Annotated in this window: 15 protein-coding genes; 11 read left to right on the top strand and 4 right to left on the bottom strand. The window is 41.8% G+C overall.

The features are described from left to right. Positions 1–46 precede the first annotated feature (46 nt). On the bottom strand, positions 47–994 hold the full coding sequence (locus KI210_RS03745) for a sugar-binding transcriptional regulator (RefSeq protein WP_212780556.1): 948 nt from the start codon (positions 992–994) through the stop codon (positions 47–49). Positions 995–1,187: 193 nt separating this feature from the next. Between KI210_RS03745 and KI210_RS03740 the strand changes: the two genes are divergently transcribed. Genes KI210_RS03740 through KI210_RS03730 form a run of 3 tightly spaced genes read left to right on the top strand, consistent with a single transcriptional unit; the run spans position 1,188 to position 5,521 of the window. Then, on the top strand, positions 1,188–2,591 hold the full coding sequence (locus tag KI210_RS03740; protein ID WP_212780555.1) for a class II fumarate hydratase: 1,404 nt from the start codon (positions 1,188–1,190) through the stop codon (positions 2,589–2,591). 9 nt (positions 2,592–2,600) lie between these two features. Beyond that, the gene (locus KI210_RS03735; RefSeq protein WP_212780554.1) at positions 2,601–3,998 is read left to right on the top strand and encodes a flavocytochrome c; all 1,398 of its coding nucleotides are present in this window, start codon (positions 2,601–2,603) and stop codon (positions 3,996–3,998) included. A 26-nt stretch (positions 3,999–4,024) separates the two neighbouring features. Continuing rightward, complete coding sequence (locus tag KI210_RS03730) at positions 4,025–5,521, top strand: DASS family sodium-coupled anion symporter (protein WP_212780553.1); 1,497 nt, start codon at positions 4,025–4,027, stop codon at positions 5,519–5,521. Between the two features lie 61 nt (positions 5,522–5,582). Here KI210_RS03730 and KI210_RS03725 read toward each other — a convergent pair whose 3' ends face one another. From KI210_RS03725 to KI210_RS03715, 3 genes are all read right to left on the bottom strand, one after another. Then, positions 5,583–5,906: a branched-chain amino acid transporter permease gene (locus KI210_RS03725; protein WP_212780552.1), complete on the bottom strand. Its 324-nt coding sequence runs from the start codon at positions 5,904–5,906 to the stop codon at positions 5,583–5,585. Continuing rightward, the gene (locus KI210_RS03720) at positions 5,903–6,583 is read right to left on the bottom strand and encodes an AzlC family ABC transporter permease (RefSeq protein ID WP_212780551.1); all 681 of its coding nucleotides are present in this window, start codon (positions 6,581–6,583) and stop codon (positions 5,903–5,905) included. Before KI210_RS03720 ends, KI210_RS03725 begins: the two co-directional genes overlap by 4 nt. Positions 6,584–6,659: 76 nt before the next feature. After that, a complete protein-coding gene (locus KI210_RS03715) occupies positions 6,660–7,544 on the bottom strand; it encodes a CPBP family intramembrane glutamic endopeptidase (protein WP_212780550.1) in 885 nt (294 codons plus the stop codon). Positions 7,545–7,794: 250 nt separating this feature from the next. Between KI210_RS03715 and KI210_RS03710 the strand changes: the two genes are divergently transcribed. The 8 genes from KI210_RS03710 to KI210_RS03675 all read left to right on the top strand — a co-directional run bounded on the left by KI210_RS03710 (position 7,795) and on the right by KI210_RS03675 (position 16,335). After that, entirely contained in the window at positions 7,795–8,700 is a 906-nt protein-coding gene (locus tag KI210_RS03710; RefSeq protein WP_212780549.1) for a Ppx/GppA phosphatase family protein, read from the top strand. 19 nt (positions 8,701–8,719) lie between these two features. Continuing rightward, positions 8,720–10,834 (top strand): polyphosphate kinase 1, encoded by a 2,115-nt coding sequence (gene ppk1, locus KI210_RS03705; protein WP_212780548.1) that lies wholly within the window; start codon positions 8,720–8,722, stop codon positions 10,832–10,834. 25 nt (positions 10,835–10,859) lie between these two features. Then, a complete protein-coding gene (locus KI210_RS09095) occupies positions 10,860–11,483 on the top strand; it encodes a sugar O-acetyltransferase (protein WP_212780547.1) in 624 nt (207 codons plus the stop codon). A 151-nt stretch (positions 11,484–11,634) separates the two neighbouring features. After that, positions 11,635–13,176 carry an autotransporter outer membrane beta-barrel domain-containing protein gene (locus KI210_RS03695; protein ID WP_212780546.1) on the top strand — a complete coding sequence of 514 codons (1,542 nt, stop codon included), beginning with the start codon at positions 11,635–11,637 and terminating at the stop codon, positions 13,174–13,176. A gap of 448 nt (positions 13,177–13,624) precedes the next feature. Further along, complete coding sequence (locus tag KI210_RS03690; protein ID WP_212780545.1) at positions 13,625–14,410, top strand: hypothetical protein; 786 nt, start codon at positions 13,625–13,627, stop codon at positions 14,408–14,410. Continuing rightward, the gene (locus KI210_RS03685; protein ID WP_212780544.1) at positions 14,394–15,059 is read left to right on the top strand and encodes a hypothetical protein; all 666 of its coding nucleotides are present in this window, start codon (positions 14,394–14,396) and stop codon (positions 15,057–15,059) included. Before KI210_RS03690 ends, KI210_RS03685 begins: the two co-directional genes overlap by 17 nt. Beyond that, positions 15,056–15,703 (top strand): hypothetical protein, encoded by a 648-nt coding sequence (locus KI210_RS03680; protein ID WP_212780543.1) that lies wholly within the window; start codon positions 15,056–15,058, stop codon positions 15,701–15,703. Before KI210_RS03685 ends, KI210_RS03680 begins: the two co-directional genes overlap by 4 nt. Further along, entirely contained in the window at positions 15,700–16,335 is a 636-nt protein-coding gene (locus tag KI210_RS03675; RefSeq protein WP_212780542.1) for an ABC transporter ATP-binding protein, read from the top strand. The genes KI210_RS03680 and KI210_RS03675 overlap by 4 nt, the downstream gene beginning before the upstream one ends. Positions 16,336–16,435 lie beyond the last annotated feature (100 nt).

Raw genomic sequence — 16,435 nt, 5'->3', positions numbered from 1 at the left:
GCATGAAAAAACAGTCAAAGCTAATTTAGCCTTGGCTGTTTTTGTTCTACTCGGTGCGCATTTTCTGTAAAATGCGTTTGGCAATGCCTTCATTAATTATCAGACCAGTTACAAATCCCGTTCTTAAGGCTCCTAGCAAAGCCTCAGCTTTAAAACGATTTTTCTCAATAATGAAGCGATCGGGAGTTTTTAGGATATCTTTTTGGCTGATTCCCCAAATATGATCGTCAATTGCATTGAAGACCTTGCCATCAATGGTGTATGGCCGCCCAAAAATAAAGCCCGCAATCTGGTCAGTCGGAATATCTTTGAACAGGGTAGGCTTATAGTATTCAGCCATAAATTCATTTTCATCAATCGATTCAATCGTCCCAATAGCCGAAATGATCAAATCTAAATTGGGGTAACTTTTGAAAATATGCGAAAAAATCGGTTCCTTTTTGGACGCTTGAATAATTGTGGAATTCAGACAATACAAGGGAGCAGGCAATTGCTCATATTTAGCGTTGAATTTCTTAGCGGCTGTTTTGACTAAGGTGTCCTTTCGGTGTCCCAGTTCAACAGTTATGCCCAATAATTGGATAAATTTCAAATCAGGATAGTTGTTTACTTGAAAGTTATTGATTACATCAAGCAGGGTAGTACCCCAAGTCAGTCCGACATTTTTAGATTTTTTAATATGTTTTTGCAGCTGCATGGCCGCAAAACGGACTAGATTTTCTTGATCTTCCATCTTGGTGTCGGTTTTTCGTAAAATGAAAACTTCTTTTAAGTTGAAATTCTTTTTGAAGATATATTCCAACTCACGGTTTCTTCTAAAACCGTCGGTTTGAATCGAAATTTGGATTACGCCACGATCTTTGGCGTCTTTTAGGGCTTTGCTGACTAGGTAGCGGGATAGCGAATATTTATGGGTTATCTCTTCTAGATTTAGGTCATTTAAATAGTAGTCATTGGCAATGTTAGCCAATTGTTCATCGGACAGCTGGATCATAGCATATACCTCCACCTATATAATTTATCATAATTATCAGATGGTAATTTACAAATATAAAAATTGAAAAATTTAAAAAAGTAGATTTTTTTTAAAAAACTTGTACATTGCTGCACAAGGACGAGTATATTCTAGTATGTAAGCGCTTCATAAGATGAATGAAGCATATTAAATTAAGAAAGAGGTTTTGAAGATGGCTAGTGAAGAATACCGTGTTGAAAGTGATACGCTTGGACCAGTTAAGATTCCTAAGGATGCTCTTTGGGGTCCCCAAACTGAAAGAAGTCGCAACAATTTCCCAACCGGAGATTTGATGCCTTTGGCAATCATTCGTGCTTTCTTGCACTTGAAGAAAGCAGCTGCTGAATCCAACGTTGAAGTTGGCGATGAACCAAAGGAAAAGGGCGAAGCAATTGAAGAAGCAATCGACCAATTGTTAGCTATGGATGACGAAACTTTACGCAAGTCATTCCCATTGCACGTTTTGCAAACTGGTTCAGGTACTCAAAGCAACATGAACGTTAACGAAGTTGTTGCCAACTTGGCTAACAAGCTGCACCCAGGCTTGAACATTTTACCAAACGACGACGTTAACCGCGGACAGTCATCAAACGATACTTTCCCAACAGCTATGAACATTGTTGCTGTTGAAGCTTTGGACAAGTTGGAACCAGCTGTACAACACTTAATCGATGAATTAAAGGTTAAGGAAAAGAAGTACTGGAAGACTGTTAAGGTTGGTCGGACCCACTTGCAAGATGCCGTTCCAGTAACTTTTGGTCAAGAAGTTTCTGGTTACATGTCAGCTTTAAAGCATGACTTGCACTACATTCAAGTTTTGAAGCCAACTTTATACGACTTGGCAATTGGTGGTACGGCAACTGGTACTGGTTTGAACGCCGCTCCTGGTATGACAGAAAAGATCGGTAAGAAATTGAGTGCCGTTTACGGTCATGAATTCAAGGTTGACAACAACAAGTTCTGGGGCATGGCTCACCACACCGGTTTGGATGTAGTTCACGGCGCCTTGAAGACTTTGGCTGCTGATGTCTTTAAGATTGCTCAAGATATTAGATACCTTGCTTCAGGTCCTCGTGCTGGTTACAACGAATTAAACATTCCTGCAAATGAACCAGGTTCTTCAATCATGCCAGGTAAGGTAAACCCAACTCAAGCTGAAGCCGTAACGATGGCAGCAGCTCGTGTCTTTGGTAACGACACCACGATTACCTTTGCATGTTCACAAGGTCAATTTGAATTTAACGTTTACAAGACGATCATTATCGCTACCTTCTTAGACAGCTGCAAGATTTTGACTGGTACGATTACTGGCTTTGCTGACAAGATGATCCACGGCTTAACGGTTAACGAAGCACGGATGGATGAATTGCTTGAAAACAGCTTAATGACGGTTACTGCATTGTCACCACACATTGGTTACCACGATGCTGCTAAGATTGCTCAAGCTGCTGACAAGGCAGGTTCTACTTTGAAGGAAGCTGCTTTGAAGAGCGGCAAGGTTACTGAAGCTCAATATGACGAGTGGATGGACTTAGTCAAGATGACAAACATTGACAACTGCAAGCAAGAAGATTAGAGGTCAAAAATGGCAAAATTCGTTTTTAAAACAAGTCCCGCTGCTGACTTGGCGGCTAGCTACGATGCCGTAATTGTTGGCTCAGGTGGTACTGGCTTAAGTGCAGCTATTCAAGCTCATGAATTGGGATTGAAGGTTGCAGTGCTGGAGAAGAATGAAAATTTAGGTGGTAACACCAATAAGGCTTCTTCAGGGATGAACGCTTCGGAATCCAACGTTCAATATGAAAAAGGGATCATTGACCACAATTCTGACTTTTATCGGGAAACGATGAAAGGCGGAGGCCAAATGAGTGACCCAGCAATGTTGAAGTTCTTTGTTGAACATTCAGCTAGTGCCATTAGTTGGTTAAAGGACCACAACATTGTGGTTGATGAACTAACTATCACTGGTGGGATGAGCCGCAAACGTTGTCACCGGCCATCGAGCTTAGCACCAATTGGCGCTTTCTTGGAAACTGGTCTGTTAAAGACAGCTCAAGATGAAAATATTCCAGTCTTTAACAATGTAAAAGTTGTTGGCTTGCTGCAAGCTGAAGACAAATCCATTACTGGCGTTGAAGTTGAAACTGAAGCAGGCAAGAAGCAAATTGCTGCTAAGGCAGTTTTGCTAGCAACTGGTGGCTTTGGTGCTTCACAAGAAATTATTGGCAAGTATCGGCCAGACTTGAAGTCTTACAAGACTACCAACCAACCAGGTGCTACCGGTGACGGTTTGAAGTTGGCTGAAGCCGTAAATGCTCAATTAGTTCAGATGAACTTGATTCAAGTTCACCCAACTGCTCAAACTGATAACCCACGGGTCTTCTTGATTGGTGAAGCCGTTCGTGGTGAAGGGGCAATCTTGGTAAACAAGGCTGGTAAGCGTTTTGTCAACGAATTGAACACCAGAAAGATTGTTTCTGATGCAATCACTGGCTTGAACGAAGACGGTGCCTACTTAATCTTAGACCAAGGCATTAGAGACCACGTTAAGGCAATTGAATTTTACGACTCCGTTGGTTTAGTGGAACATGGCGATACGCTTGCCGACTTAGCCAAGGTGATTGGCGTTGACGCTGCTAACCTTGAAGCAACGGTAGCTCGCTGGAATGAAGAAGTAAGTGCCGGTGATGATGCTGACTTTGGCAGAACAACCGGTATGGATCGTGGAATTGAAAAGGGACCATTCTTTGCAATTCACGTTAACCCAGCTATCCACTACACAATGGGCGGTATTCACATTAATCCTGAAACCCAAGTCTTGGATACTAACGGTAGTGTTATCAAAGGTCTTTACGCTGCTGGCGAAGTTTCTGGTGGACTTCACGGAAACAACCGGATTGGTGGTAACTCAATTGCTGAAACGGTTATCTTTGGCCGTCAAGCCGGGATTATGATGACCGAGTTTGTAAGAAATAACCAGTAATTAAAGAGAGATTCTGGAGAAGAAAGATGTTATCGAAAGTTAACTATAAAGGCTTTATCGTGCCTTTGATAGTGGGGATAGCCTTGTGGCTGTTAACCCCCTTTAAGCCAGCTACGATTACGGTTGCTGGTTGGCATATGTTTGCTCTGTTTTTAGCGACAATCATTGCATGTATTACTAAGCCCTTGCCAATTGCGGGAGTTGCCATCATTGCATGTATTACTAAGCCCTTGCCAATTGCGGGAGTTGCCATCATTGCTTATGTAATAATGGTCGGAACGCAAATTGTACCTATGGGCAGTGTTATGAACGGCAATACAATTGTTAAAAAGGGTGCTTTATCAGCTTTTGCTGATTCAACTCCATGGACAATTGCCATGGCCTACATGATTGCTCGTGGTTTCGTAAAAACCGGTTTAGGTAGAAGAATTGCTTTGTTGTTTGTTAGAGCCTTTGGTAAAAAGACCTTGGGGTTAGGCTATTCGATGACATTTATCGATCTGATTATTTCTCCAGCTACTCCAAGTAACACTGCTCGTTCAGGTGGTGTGGTTTACCCAATCATTGAGTCTTTAGCTCATACTTTTGGTTCAGATCCGAAAGATGGAACTGAAAGAAAGATTGGCTCATATCTGGTTTACAATGAATTTCAAGCTAACACGATTACTTCATCACTCTTTATGACCGCTTCCGCTCCTAACGTAGCTGCAGTTGGTTTGGCTGCTGCTAATGGCGTTCATATTTCGTGGTTTGGTTGGTTGGCTGCTGCTATTGTTCCAGGCTTGATTGCCCTTTTGGTGGTACCATTTATTATCTACAAGATGTACCCACCAGAAATCAAGGAAACGCCAAATGCCCGTGACTGGGCACAAGGCCAACTGGACGAAATGGGCAAAATGAAGAACTCAGAAAAAGTTATGATGGGGATCTTCATCTTAGCTTTAGTTCTATGGATGCTTTCCAGTTTCATTCCGGCAATTAATGCTACTTGGGTTGCCTTCTTAGCAACTGCCTTATTGCTGGTAACGGGTATTTTGAGCACTAAGGACATCTTGAATGAAAATGGTGCTTGGAACGTTGTTGTTTGGTTCTCGATTTTGATCTTTATGGCAAGTCAGTTATCAGCTGCTGGTGGCGTGATTCCTTGGCTTCAAGGTGCGATCAAGTCGTCAATTGGCGGTATGTCACCGATGCTTGTAATGGCAATTTTGGTTCTGGTTTACTTCTACAGCCACTACTTCTTTGCTTCAGGTACCGCCCACGTGGTGGCTATGTACGCTCCACTCTTATTGATTGCTAAGAGTGCCGGTGTACCTGTAATGTTTGCAGCCATCATGCTCGGGATGACCGGGGCAATCTTCCAATCAACTACGCACTATTCATGTGGGCCAGCAACGGCTTTGTTTGGTACGGGATACGTCAAGCAAAGCGACTGGTGGAAGATGAACTTTGTCTTAGGTCTATTCTACTTAGTGCTATATGGCCTTGTTGGTGGACTTTGGATGAAAGTTATTGGCCTATAAAAATTATTGGATCATATCTAAAAAAACAGTCAAAGCTGATTGCAGCTTTGGCTGTTTTTGATTAAAAGATAAAATTTATCAATAAGATATAACAAGCAGTTCCACCAAGCAACGACAAAAAGATTTGCCCTCGCCATAAATGCAGACCTGCAGTGACTAATCCGGCAATTATTTCAGGAAGGCCGTGGCTAGCACCGAGCCAGTTAACGTTGCGAAAACAATAAACGACCAACATAGACATGATTGCAGGAGGAAGAAAGTTCCCTAGCCCTTTTATGAAAGGAGTAACTCGATTGCCTTTAAAAAAGCCAAAGGGCAAATAGCGTAAGCCAAAGTTGGTGGCCGCAGCAATCGCAATAGTAACCAGTTTTTGCCACAAATTCATGCTTGTGCCTCCTTTTTATAAATAAAAATGTATTCTAGTGCCAATAACAGTAAGGCGGCAATTAAAAAGTAGGTAGTCCCAAAGAGCAGCAGGCAGATGATGGTAATGACCAGTCCGCTGACTGAGCTCAGTTTGCGTTTGCTCTTTTTAAATTGGTCAATTGCTAGAACGATGAATAAGGCAGTCATGATGAAGTCCAAACCTTTGATCTGCAGGTGCAGGGCTGTGCCAAAGACGCTGCCGCACGTGGCCCCAACCACCCAGTAACACCAGTCTAACAAGGAGACCATGGTATAGATATTTTGCGCATCCGCTGGTGCGGGGTTAAGGAAATAATTAACTGCGAAGGTTTCATCGGAGAGGCTGAAGATTTGAATAAATTTCTTGATGCCTTTAGCTTGATACTTATCTAGGAAGGCAATACTATAAAAAATTTGCCGAAAGCTGACCACGAACGTAATCAGTAAGACTGTCAAAGGCTGAAAGTGCTCGGTCAGCATATTGGCAATGATGAATTCAACGCTTCCGCCATAAATTGTGGCAGCCATTAACGTGGAATACCACCAGGCAAATCCAAGATTCTGCATATAAAGCCCATAACCAATGCCTAGAGTTAGATAGCCAAATAAAACTGGCAAAGATGCTGAAAAAGCAGTTTTTAGCTGTTGTTTACTCAAATTCCCACTTCCTTAAAAAATAGTTATATTTTAAAGAATAGCACATTTGGCAACAAAAAAAGCTTGATCATTTCGATCAAGCAACAGTTTTTGCTAAAACTCGTTTTTGATGCCAAAGCAGCAATAGCAAAAGCAGGACTAAAAAGCTGCCTAAACCCGTAGTAATGATGCTGCCCGCTAAACCAAAAGGCTTGCCGTTAAGCCAAGCGGGGCTCTTTTGCTCGACCGTTGAAACCAAGGTGGTGGTTGGTACCTTGATTCCGCTGACTTTGACGCCAAAGATCGCACCTTGAGCAAAATTCCACATTCCGTGAGCTGCTCCAGTGAGGTAGATATTATCGGTGTAGATGAAGAGCAGGGCAAATACGATCCCGAACAAAACGAGGTTGATAATCGCAAGCTGCGTGAGGCCAGGATTAAGGCCGTGAGCTAGGGCAAATAAGCCGGAGCTAATCACAACCGCCCAAAAAGAGCCATTGATCACGCGAATTTTGTTCATCAAAAAGCCTTGAAACAAGACTTCTTCGCAAGTTCCTTGTACAATAAAGCAAACGAAGATGATCAACCATTGGCCCCAATTGACCTTATCAGCAAAACCAAAACTGATGCTGCCAGTTAAAAAAGCGACTGTCCAAACCAGGGCAAAAGCTAGCAGGCCACTAAGCAGGCCGGTAAAAAATTGCCCAGGCAGATCGCGTTTTTTAAAGCCATAAGTTCCTAAGCTGCGGTTATCGCGAGCTAAGCCGATAATAAAAATCGCTAGGAGCATGACGGGAAACTGCAGCATCAAACACCAAAAGGCGCGATTGCTTATGTGAAAATGTTTGAATAGCTGGACGAATAAGGCCTGGCTGCCGCCACCAACGAGGAGCAGAATAACGGCGGACCAGATCATGGTTTGCCACCAAGTACGTTGTTTTTGGTCTTTGGCTAAGAGTTGATCGCTCGTTTGTAGGTACAATGGTTGACTCCTTCTATTGATTTGTTGTTAACCGTTTAATTAACATGAAAATTATCCCAAAGAATTGTAGTAAGATACAAGCATTTTAGCATTATCTTTACTACTTTGACGGGATGGTGTCGTAATTGTAATTTTGTAGTAATAGTTAACTGGTGCTTCAGAAGAAATTTAATTTGAAAAGTTAACTTTTCTACATAATGATATACTTATAGTAGAAGCTGGTCTATGACCAGCGAAAGAGGTGGAAAATATGACGTATGGAATTATCGATATCGGTTCGAACACCATTCGGATGAATATCTACCATGTTGAAGGCAAACACTTTGACTTGCTGATGTCTAAGAAAGAAGCTGCGGGGCTGGCTGCCTACATTAAAAAAGGCAAGCTGACGGCAGCTGGAGTGGATGTTTTGGCTGATGTTTTAACTTCCTTTACGGCAAATTTAGACCTGCTGCATGTGGACCATTATCGGGCATTTGCGACAGCCTCTTTACGCAATACGAAAAATAGCAGCGAGGTTATTGCAGAAATAAAAAAGCGTTGTCACGTTGATATTGATTTACTCAGTGGTGTGGCCGAAGCACGACTGTCATTTCATGGGGCAGTTGGTGGCTTGGATTATGATGACGGAATGTACATCGATTCTGGTGGTGGCAGTACTGAGATTGTGCTGTATGACCAAAAGACGCCGGCTATTTTGAAAAGTTTGCCGATTGGTTCGCTCAATTTGTTCGAAGATTTTGTAGAAGAGGTTATTCCAACCAGCAGCGAGATTGCTGCGATTAGCGATAAAGTAAAGCAGGAATTAAAAGCTGCTGAAGACAAGAAAAATCTCTTCCGGGTTGAAAACTTAGTTGTGACTGGTGGCAGCATGCGAGCAATTCGCAAGCTTTTGGTTCAAATGGGCAAAATTGACCGCGACCGGTATGACTTTGATCCACAAGATGTGCAGACCTTGCTGACAGAGTTATCGGCTATGCCAGCTAAGCAGGTCATCCGGCTCTTTTTAAAATGCAAGGCGGACCGAGTCCATACATTATTCCCTGGCTTGTTGATCATTGCTGGAATTGCTAAGTATACTAAGGCACAACATATTCAAGTTTCAAAGAATGGTGTACGGGAAGGCTACCTCATGGAAAAAGTCATTGGAGAGTAGTTTTTGACGGAGTATTTTTATGGCATCACCTTATCCTTTTACCCAAAATAGAGAGTTATCGTGGCTGAAGTTTAACGAACGAGTATTAGAAGAGGCTGCAGACCCTCGGGTACCGCTGTTAGAACGCCTCAAATTTGTGGCAATCTTTACGAGCAATTTGGATGAATTCTTTATGGTGCGATGTGGCAGCATTTATGACTTGTCTTTGGTGAAGCCGGGAAAGAAAGATAAGCGCAGCGGCATGACGCCGGGAGAAGAATTGGCAGCTATCTACCGGGAAGTTCGCAAGCTTTATCCGCGAAAAGACGAAGTATTGCAGCAGCTTAACCGCAATCTGACTCCCTTGCACATGGCCCGTTTGCCACATCAGCAATTTTCTAAAAAAGACCGCAAGTATTTGACTAACTTCTTTGCTGACCGGGTCTACCCGATGCTTTCGCCCCAGATTATTGATGTTCACCATCCATTCCCGCACTTGGCCAATAAAGCTTTATATGTTTTGGTTCACTTAGAAGTGGATCATGATGAAAAGTATGGGATTGTACCTGTGCCTGACTTTTTGGATCGGGTGGTTCCTTTGCCTGATGAAGGCGGCAACTACACTTTGCTGGAATATTTGATCTATAACGAAGCAGGCCAGCTCTTCCCAGGAATGAAGATTCGTGCCAAAACGATTATTCGGGTAACGCGCAATGCCGACATTAACTTGGATGAAAGTGAAATCAAGAAGGATACTGATTATCGTGATTTCATGAAGAGCATTTTGCATAAGCGTAATCGTTTGGCGCCCATCCGCTTAGAATACTATAAAGAAATGGATGAGCGAACAGAGAAATATCTGTTAGATCACTTGCGCCTGTCGAAGGACCAGGTTTTTTGTGCCAATACTTCAATGGATATGGGCTATGTCAATGACATGATTGATCAGCATAAAGATACGGAAACCAAGACTTTGCTCTATCCTCCTTATCAGGCACAGCCAACGCCGGAGCTTGATCAAACGCGGCCTTTGATTCCCCAGGTTTTGAATCATGATGCCTTGCTATTTTATCCATATCAAGATATCAGCGCCTATTTGAAACTGTTGGAAGAAGCTGCTCATGATCGCAATGTAGTAGCGATCAAGATTACCATTTATCGCTTAGCTAAACACAGCAAGGTGGTCCGGGCATTATGCGATGCTGCTGAAAATGGCAAAGAGGTCATTGTGTTAATGGAATTGCGGGCCCGCTTTGACGAATCGCATAATATTGAAGAAGCGAAAGTTTTAGAAGAAGCCGGATGCACTATTATTTACGGCTTTGACGATTTTAAAGTCCACTCCAAGGTTACCCAAATAACCTTAAAGAGGCGGAAAGGACTTAAGTATATTACCCAAATTGGCACGGGCAATTACAATGAAAAAACCTCGCATTTTTATACTGATTTGTCTTACATTACGGCGCGTGACAATATTGGCCGTGATGCTGCCGAATTTTTCCGCAATTTGCAAATTGGCAATATGAACGGAAATTATGATTGTCTGCTCGTTTCGCCATTTCAGCTCAAAGAGCATGTCATTGCCATGATTGATGAGCAGATCGAGGCTGCTAAGACGGGGCAGCCCGCCCAAATCTTGCTCAAGATGAACTCGGTAACGGATGTTGACCTGATCAAGAAGTTACAGGAAGCTAGTCAGGCAGGAGTTTATATCTCACTAATCGTTCGGGGGATCTGCTGTATTTTGCCTGGAGTGCCCGGCTATACGGAGAATATCCATATCCGGTCAATCGTTGGTCGCTTTTTGGAACACTCGCGAATTTATTGCTTCGGTACGGGCAAGGATATCAAGGTTTATATTGCCAGTGCAGACTTTATGACGCGGAATACTGAGCGACGCGTTGAAGTGGGATGCCCAATTTACGATGACACAGCCAAAAAACAAATTTTGGAATATTACGATTCCCAACTTAAAGACAATGTAAAGGCGCGAATTCTGCAGCCGGATGGAACCTATACCAAGGTTAAGAGTGAAGCTGCTCCATATGATTCACAAGAAGCCTGGATGAAGTTCGCTGAACAAGAAGCCAAGAAAATTAAGCAGCCACATCCAACTGTTTTTCAGACCTTGCTGCACCGCTTGCGTCACAGCTAATGATTTTTGAGAGATAGGTAAGAAGATGACTAAAAGCCAAAAAGACCGAATGCTTGCCGGAGAATTGTATCTGGCAGGCGATCCAGAATTAGTTGCTATGCGGCAGGAATGCAAAAAGAAAATTCAAGCCTATAATCGGACTAGCAGCGATGAACCAGCGCAAAGACAAAAATTGCTGCAGAGCTTGTTAGGCGAAATGGGCGAGGGCTGTTATATTGAACCGCCATTTTATGTGGACTATGGCAGTCAAGTCAAGTTAGGCAAGGGCGTCTATTTCAATATGGATTGCATGCTGCTTGATACTTGTGAGATCAAGATCGGCGACGACGTTATGTTTGGTCCGCGGGTCAGCGTTTATACCGCCCACCATCCCCTTACCAAGAAAGCACGACTAAGCGGAGCAGAATTAGGAACTCCCGTGGAAATTGGCGATGGCTCTTGGATTGGCGGCGGGGCAATTATCAACCCTGGCGTCAAAATAGGTAAAAATTGCGTTATTGGCTCAGGTTCTGTAGTGGTTCGCGATATTCCTGATAATGCCATTGCAGTTGGCAATCCGGCCAAAGTTTTACGGCTCCTGAAGCCAGAAGATGAAGCCAAGTGGGATCAACAAGTGGCTGACTTCTTTAATGAATTAAAATCTGAATAATTAAGATAAGACAAAGGCTAAACTGCAAGCCTTTGTTTTTTCTTAACCAGGTTTTACCAGATTGCAAGCAACTGATCACGCTTCTGTCACAAACAAACTCTATTCTGGAAGAAGCTTAGGTAAATGACCAAAAGCAAGATAGGAGAAAATTATGCAAAAGAAAAATCGTTTAACTAGAACGAAAGTAATTACGATTTCAATTGCCGCTTTGGCATTGATGGGAGTCGGAGTAGGAATTGCCGGCAGCAATAATGTTTACAGTGTTTCGGCTGCCGCTCCTCCCCAAAAGCCATCTGGCAAAGGCGGTGCCAACACCCAAAGCTATGATTATACTGGCAAACTTAGTGCAACCTTGAAAGTTAAATCGGCGAAATCCGTTACTGGTAAAACCTATACTTCCAAGACGAAGAACCATAATGTGGTTTTAGCAGAATCTAAAGCTAAGCTGAAATTGAACAAGGTAACTTTGAAGAAGTATGGTTCTTCCAGCGACAGCGACAAGTCTAACTTTTATGGCGTTAACTCAATTCTTTTAACTACGGGTTCAAATGCCAAGACTTATGTCAAGAACAGCAAGCTGTACTCAAAGGCAACTGGTGCTAACGGTATTTTTGCTTCAAACAAGGGTACGGTTTATGCCAACAACGATACGATTACTACCAAGGGCAGCGGCAATTCTCGTGGTTTGGATGCAACCTACGGCGGTAAGATTGTAGCTAACAAACTCGCCATCTCCACCAAGGGGGCACACTCAGCTGCCGTTGCTACTGACCGTGGCGGTGGTTATGTATCTTTGACTAATTCAACTTTGAAGACAGCCGGCACCGGTTCACCGCTTGCTTATTCAACTGGCCGGATTGAATACAACAAGGTAACTGGGACTGCCAGCGGTTCACAAATTGCCGGGATGGAGGGACTTAATACCATCCTGATTAATAATTCCAAGTTAACGTCAACCAGCAACAAGATTTCTGGCAGCGACCCGATTAAGAACGGCATTATTATTTACCAATCAACTTCTGGGGATGCTGATACTACAACTGGTTCAGCAGCTCGCTTCCAAGCAGTCAACTCCACTTTGACTTCAAAGATTACCAGCGGCACCATGTTCTATTTGACCAACACAACGGCCAACGTAGTTTTGCAAAATACCAAATTAAACTTCAACTCCAGCAAGGCTAACCTGTTGACGGCTGTCGGCAATACCTCTAATAACTGGGGAACATACGGTGCTAACGGTGCTAAAGTCAACTTTACCGGGATTAAGCAGACTTTGAAGGGTAATGTTAAAGTCGACAATATTTCCAGCGTAAAACTGGCATTGCTGAACCATACAACGTACACTGGCAAGACCAGCATTACCAGCAATTCAAAGGCAAAATCCAGTGCCAAGACTAAGTCGCCATTAACGGTAAATGTATCTAAGACTTCTAAATGGGTTGTCACTGGCAACTCAACGGTTACCAACTTGAACGTAGCCAAGGGCGGCAAGATTGTTGACAAGTCTGGTAAGAAAGTCACGATTGTCAATGCTAGCGGCAAGACTTTAGTTAAGGGCAGCAGCAAGTACAAGATTACAGTTAAGGGCAGCTACTCTACTAAGTTCTCAACCAGCAGTGCCAATAAAGTACAAAGTTCAAAGATCAGCCGGACGGCTTTTGATAAGTACTATGGTACTAAGACCAGCTTCTAAGCTGATTAACTAGTTTATCACTATTTATAAATCATTATTATCTACAATAAAAAGGCAGTTTGGGCAAAGTTGTCCAAGCTGCTTTTTTTGTAAACATTGTGCAAGGCTTTTTTGTTTGACGGTAAAATCCCCCCATAATATAATAAAAGCGGAAATAAAAACACCACATTTCTTAAAAATGAGGTGGAAATTATTACACGTCTTTCCGAAAGAAGACCGATAAAAGTAGAACTTATGTGAGAGTTTCTTAGGTTGGTAAAGGCCACGTAAATGTTGGGGCTCAAAAACATGACGGTGTAGAAGTTTCCAATCCAACGTATAAATTGGGGCCAAAGGGTACATTGTTCATGTTCATACGAGCGGGGTGTGGAGTCCAGATTCAGTATAACTAATGAATAAGGTGCACCAAAAGGTGCACCGTATTTTTTAAAAAAAGAGGAGAAGAAAAATGATATCAACGCAAATTTTTCGTTTGCTGAAAAGATGGCAATTTTGGCTTGCTGAAGCAATTGGGATTGGTGTGGTTGTCATTCAAGCGAAAACAATTTCTAATAGTAATGCAAATTTTATTAATTCCGCTTATGTTCATTTAACTGGATTTGATTATTCAGGACTCGGCAGCCGGTTATATTACTTGATTGTGCCCCTAATGTGTGGTTTGGTAGCAGGCAGCACGTATAAGGAAGACAAGCAAGATAATATGCTGGAGATCATTGCCAGTAAGTCTTCTTTTTCCCGTTATTTAAGATCTGTTGTTATAAGTTCTTTTTTGGTGGCGGGGATGGTAGCTGTTATTCCGCTGATCATAGAGGGAATATACTTTTTTACTAAGTATTCTACTAACCCCTTACCCGCAAACTATGAATTGACCCCAATTAGTAAAGTAGGTTGGGGCTATCATCTTTTTCTGAGCAATCCAATTCTGTTTTGGTTGCTATGCTTAGGAATCTTGTTTGTGTTTGCTGGCTTTTTTGGCCTAATTGCATTAGCTGCATCAGCTTTTAACTTGAAATATGGTTTGGAAGCCCTGGTCCCATTTATCTTTTGTTTTGTTTTGTTGCTTTTGCGAGATATTACTGGAAATGAAGGAATTTCTGTAGTAAGTATTTTAACTCCAACTTTCAGTAATGATTATCCTAATTTACTTGGATGGATCATTGGGTACGCTCTGATTTTCGTCTTAGGATTATTTTTCTTTTTCAGGAGATGGGGTCAGCATGACTTACTTAATTAAAGCTGAATTAAAGCTAAAGTGGCGAAAGCTGTTAATGTCAATTACCTTGCTAAGCAGTTTCGTGTTGATTTTATTTGTTTTAGACGATTTGAAGAGTGGGAGCTTAGCTCAATTGGCCGAACCCAATTTTTGTTTATTTGAAATACAGCTCTTTACAGCGATTGCAGTCAATTTTTTTCCGATTCATCCAACCGAATTAGAATATGTCAGGCTGCACCAAAGACAGAACTGGGTATTAGCAAGGGCACTTTGGGATTTTACCATTGCTGGTTCCATGTCGTTCATTGCTGTATTGATAGGGGCAATATTCTTATTGATGCATAAAATCGGGTCAAGTTTAATCTTATTTGTGCTTGTCTGGCTAATGTTATGGTTAAATGCTCTGATTTTTGTAGTAGTGATAGAAATGATTCAGTTGTTTTTAGGTAAGCGGAGTTTTTTACCCTTATCCGGAGTGTGTGGCATTGGTTTCTGGATCGGGTCCCAAAGCTTGTTTCTTCGACCTACAATATTAAAACTAACCGGTACTGCGTATTTTTTGACCAAAAACTATCCAGCATTGGCTTCATATGTTTTAATAGCCTGCGGCAGTATTATCTTGAGTTGGCTAATCCAGCTCCAGGTTCATGAGAGGGAAGAGATACTATGATTAGCCAACTGATAAAAAGTAGTTTCAAACTAAATTGGTGGAGTGGAGGATTGTTCCTTTTACTAATTATTAGTTTTGCAATTAATCCAATTTTTTCACCAGCAAACAATACCTTTGAAACATTTTACAGTTTGGATACCAATATTATTTTTCAAAATTTAAGTTGGATATTATTTTATGTGCTGGCTATGTGCTGGTGGCTTCCAAGTTTACAGGAGCTAAATCTTCAAACACAACCAATTTTTTTGGTGCGCTTACCTAATCGAAAATTAGTCAGCCGGCTAACTCTATTTACAGTTGTAATTGCCAGCTCCATTTATTCAGCAATCTATATTGCTATTATGGTGATCGTTAGCCAGCAAACAGATCTCAGTTTTATTGTCACTGCTTGGTTACGTATATTGCTGAGCTTGTCAAGTCTGACCATTTTGCTAATAATTATTAGCATTTGCAGTAATGAAGCGACAAGTTACGTTTTAGGAATTATTTTAGGTTTGTCTTGTCTTTTTCTAAAAACAAACCTTTTCATCATTACTCGACTTAGTGAAATGGTAATTTGGCGTCAAGTTACTGGCCTGAAAATCCTAAGTGTGGTATTTATTTGGCTGAATGAATTTGTAGAAGAAACGGGGCGAGGAAAATGAGTTACCTTGAATTACAACACGTATCTAAAACTATTAAACAAATACCAGTTTTAGAGGATGTGAACCTTAGTTTAGTACAAGGAAAAATCTATGGCTTTGTTGGTGAAAACGGTTCTGGTAAAACCATGCTTTTTCGAGCCATTCTTGGATTTATCAAAACCAGCGGTACAATTTCGATTGCAGGACAAAAAGTAAAGCTGAATCAAAAATTACCAGTTAATACTGGAACCATAATCGAAACTCCGCACTTTATGGCATCATCGACAGGTTGGGAGAATTTAAAATATTTGGCTTCGCTGAATCACTTGGCTAGTGATGAAGATATACTTGCAGCAATGAAAGTTTTTGGATTGGACCAAAAAAGAAATCTGAAGGTCAAACAATATTCATTAGGGATGCGACAGCAGCTAGCGATTATCCAATCTTTCATGGAGGGTCAAGAGCTCTTGATTTTGGATGAACCGACTAATGGTTTGGATGATAAATCAGTTGACCGGTTTATTAAGCTGATGAAGGACTTGCGTGACCAGGGGAAAACCATTCTAATATCCAGCCATGAACGAGCATTAATTGAAAAAATTGCAGATGAGACTTTTGAGATGGCAGCCGGTCATTGCAAAGCGCTAAAGTAAAAATGTTAAAGGAGGAATCCGATTGATGAGGATCCCTCCTTTTGTTCTGGGTGGTTAAAACTGTTCACGATTTTCCATTAACAATAAGTTGTCCAAGCTG

It is taken from the genome of Lactobacillus corticis, assembly GCF_018327645.1.
In the GTDB taxonomy this organism is placed as follows: Bacteria; Bacillota; Bacilli; order Lactobacillales; family Lactobacillaceae; genus Lactobacillus; species Lactobacillus corticis.
Note: the sequence above shows the minus strand (reverse complement) of the source record. Positions and strands in the feature narration are given on the sequence as shown.

What these genes read in the sequence shown, in the direction of transcription:
- KI210_RS03730 (WP_212780553.1), top strand. Translation starts at nt 4,025, where the DNA reads ATGTTATCGAAAGTTAACTATAAAGGCTTTATCGTGCCTTTGATAGTG.
- KI210_RS03740 (WP_212780555.1), top strand. Translation starts at nt 1,188, where the DNA reads ATGGCTAGTGAAGAATACCGTGTTGAAAGTGATACGCTTGGACCAGTT.
- ppk1 (WP_212780548.1), top strand. Translation starts at nt 8,720, where the DNA reads ATGGCATCACCTTATCCTTTTACCCAAAATAGAGAGTTATCGTGGCTG.
- KI210_RS03695 (WP_212780546.1), top strand. Translation starts at nt 11,635, where the DNA reads ATGCAAAAGAAAAATCGTTTAACTAGAACGAAAGTAATTACGATTTCA.
- KI210_RS03745 (WP_212780556.1), bottom strand. Translation starts at nt 994, where the DNA reads ATGATCCAGCTGTCCGATGAACAATTGGCTAACATTGCCAATGACTAC.
- KI210_RS03680 (WP_212780543.1), top strand. Translation starts at nt 15,056, where the DNA reads ATGATTAGCCAACTGATAAAAAGTAGTTTCAAACTAAATTGGTGGAGT.
- KI210_RS03690 (WP_212780545.1), top strand. Translation starts at nt 13,625, where the DNA reads ATGATATCAACGCAAATTTTTCGTTTGCTGAAAAGATGGCAATTTTGG.
- KI210_RS03725 (WP_212780552.1), bottom strand. Translation starts at nt 5,906, where the DNA reads ATGAATTTGTGGCAAAAACTGGTTACTATTGCGATTGCTGCGGCCACC.
- KI210_RS03710 (WP_212780549.1), top strand. Translation starts at nt 7,795, where the DNA reads ATGACGTATGGAATTATCGATATCGGTTCGAACACCATTCGGATGAAT.
- KI210_RS03735 (WP_212780554.1), top strand. Translation starts at nt 2,601, where the DNA reads ATGGCAAAATTCGTTTTTAAAACAAGTCCCGCTGCTGACTTGGCGGCT.
- KI210_RS03675 (WP_212780542.1), top strand. Translation starts at nt 15,700, where the DNA reads ATGAGTTACCTTGAATTACAACACGTATCTAAAACTATTAAACAAATA.
- KI210_RS09095 (WP_212780547.1), top strand. Translation starts at nt 10,860, where the DNA reads ATGACTAAAAGCCAAAAAGACCGAATGCTTGCCGGAGAATTGTATCTG.
- KI210_RS03685 (WP_212780544.1), top strand. Translation starts at nt 14,394, where the DNA reads ATGACTTACTTAATTAAAGCTGAATTAAAGCTAAAGTGGCGAAAGCTG.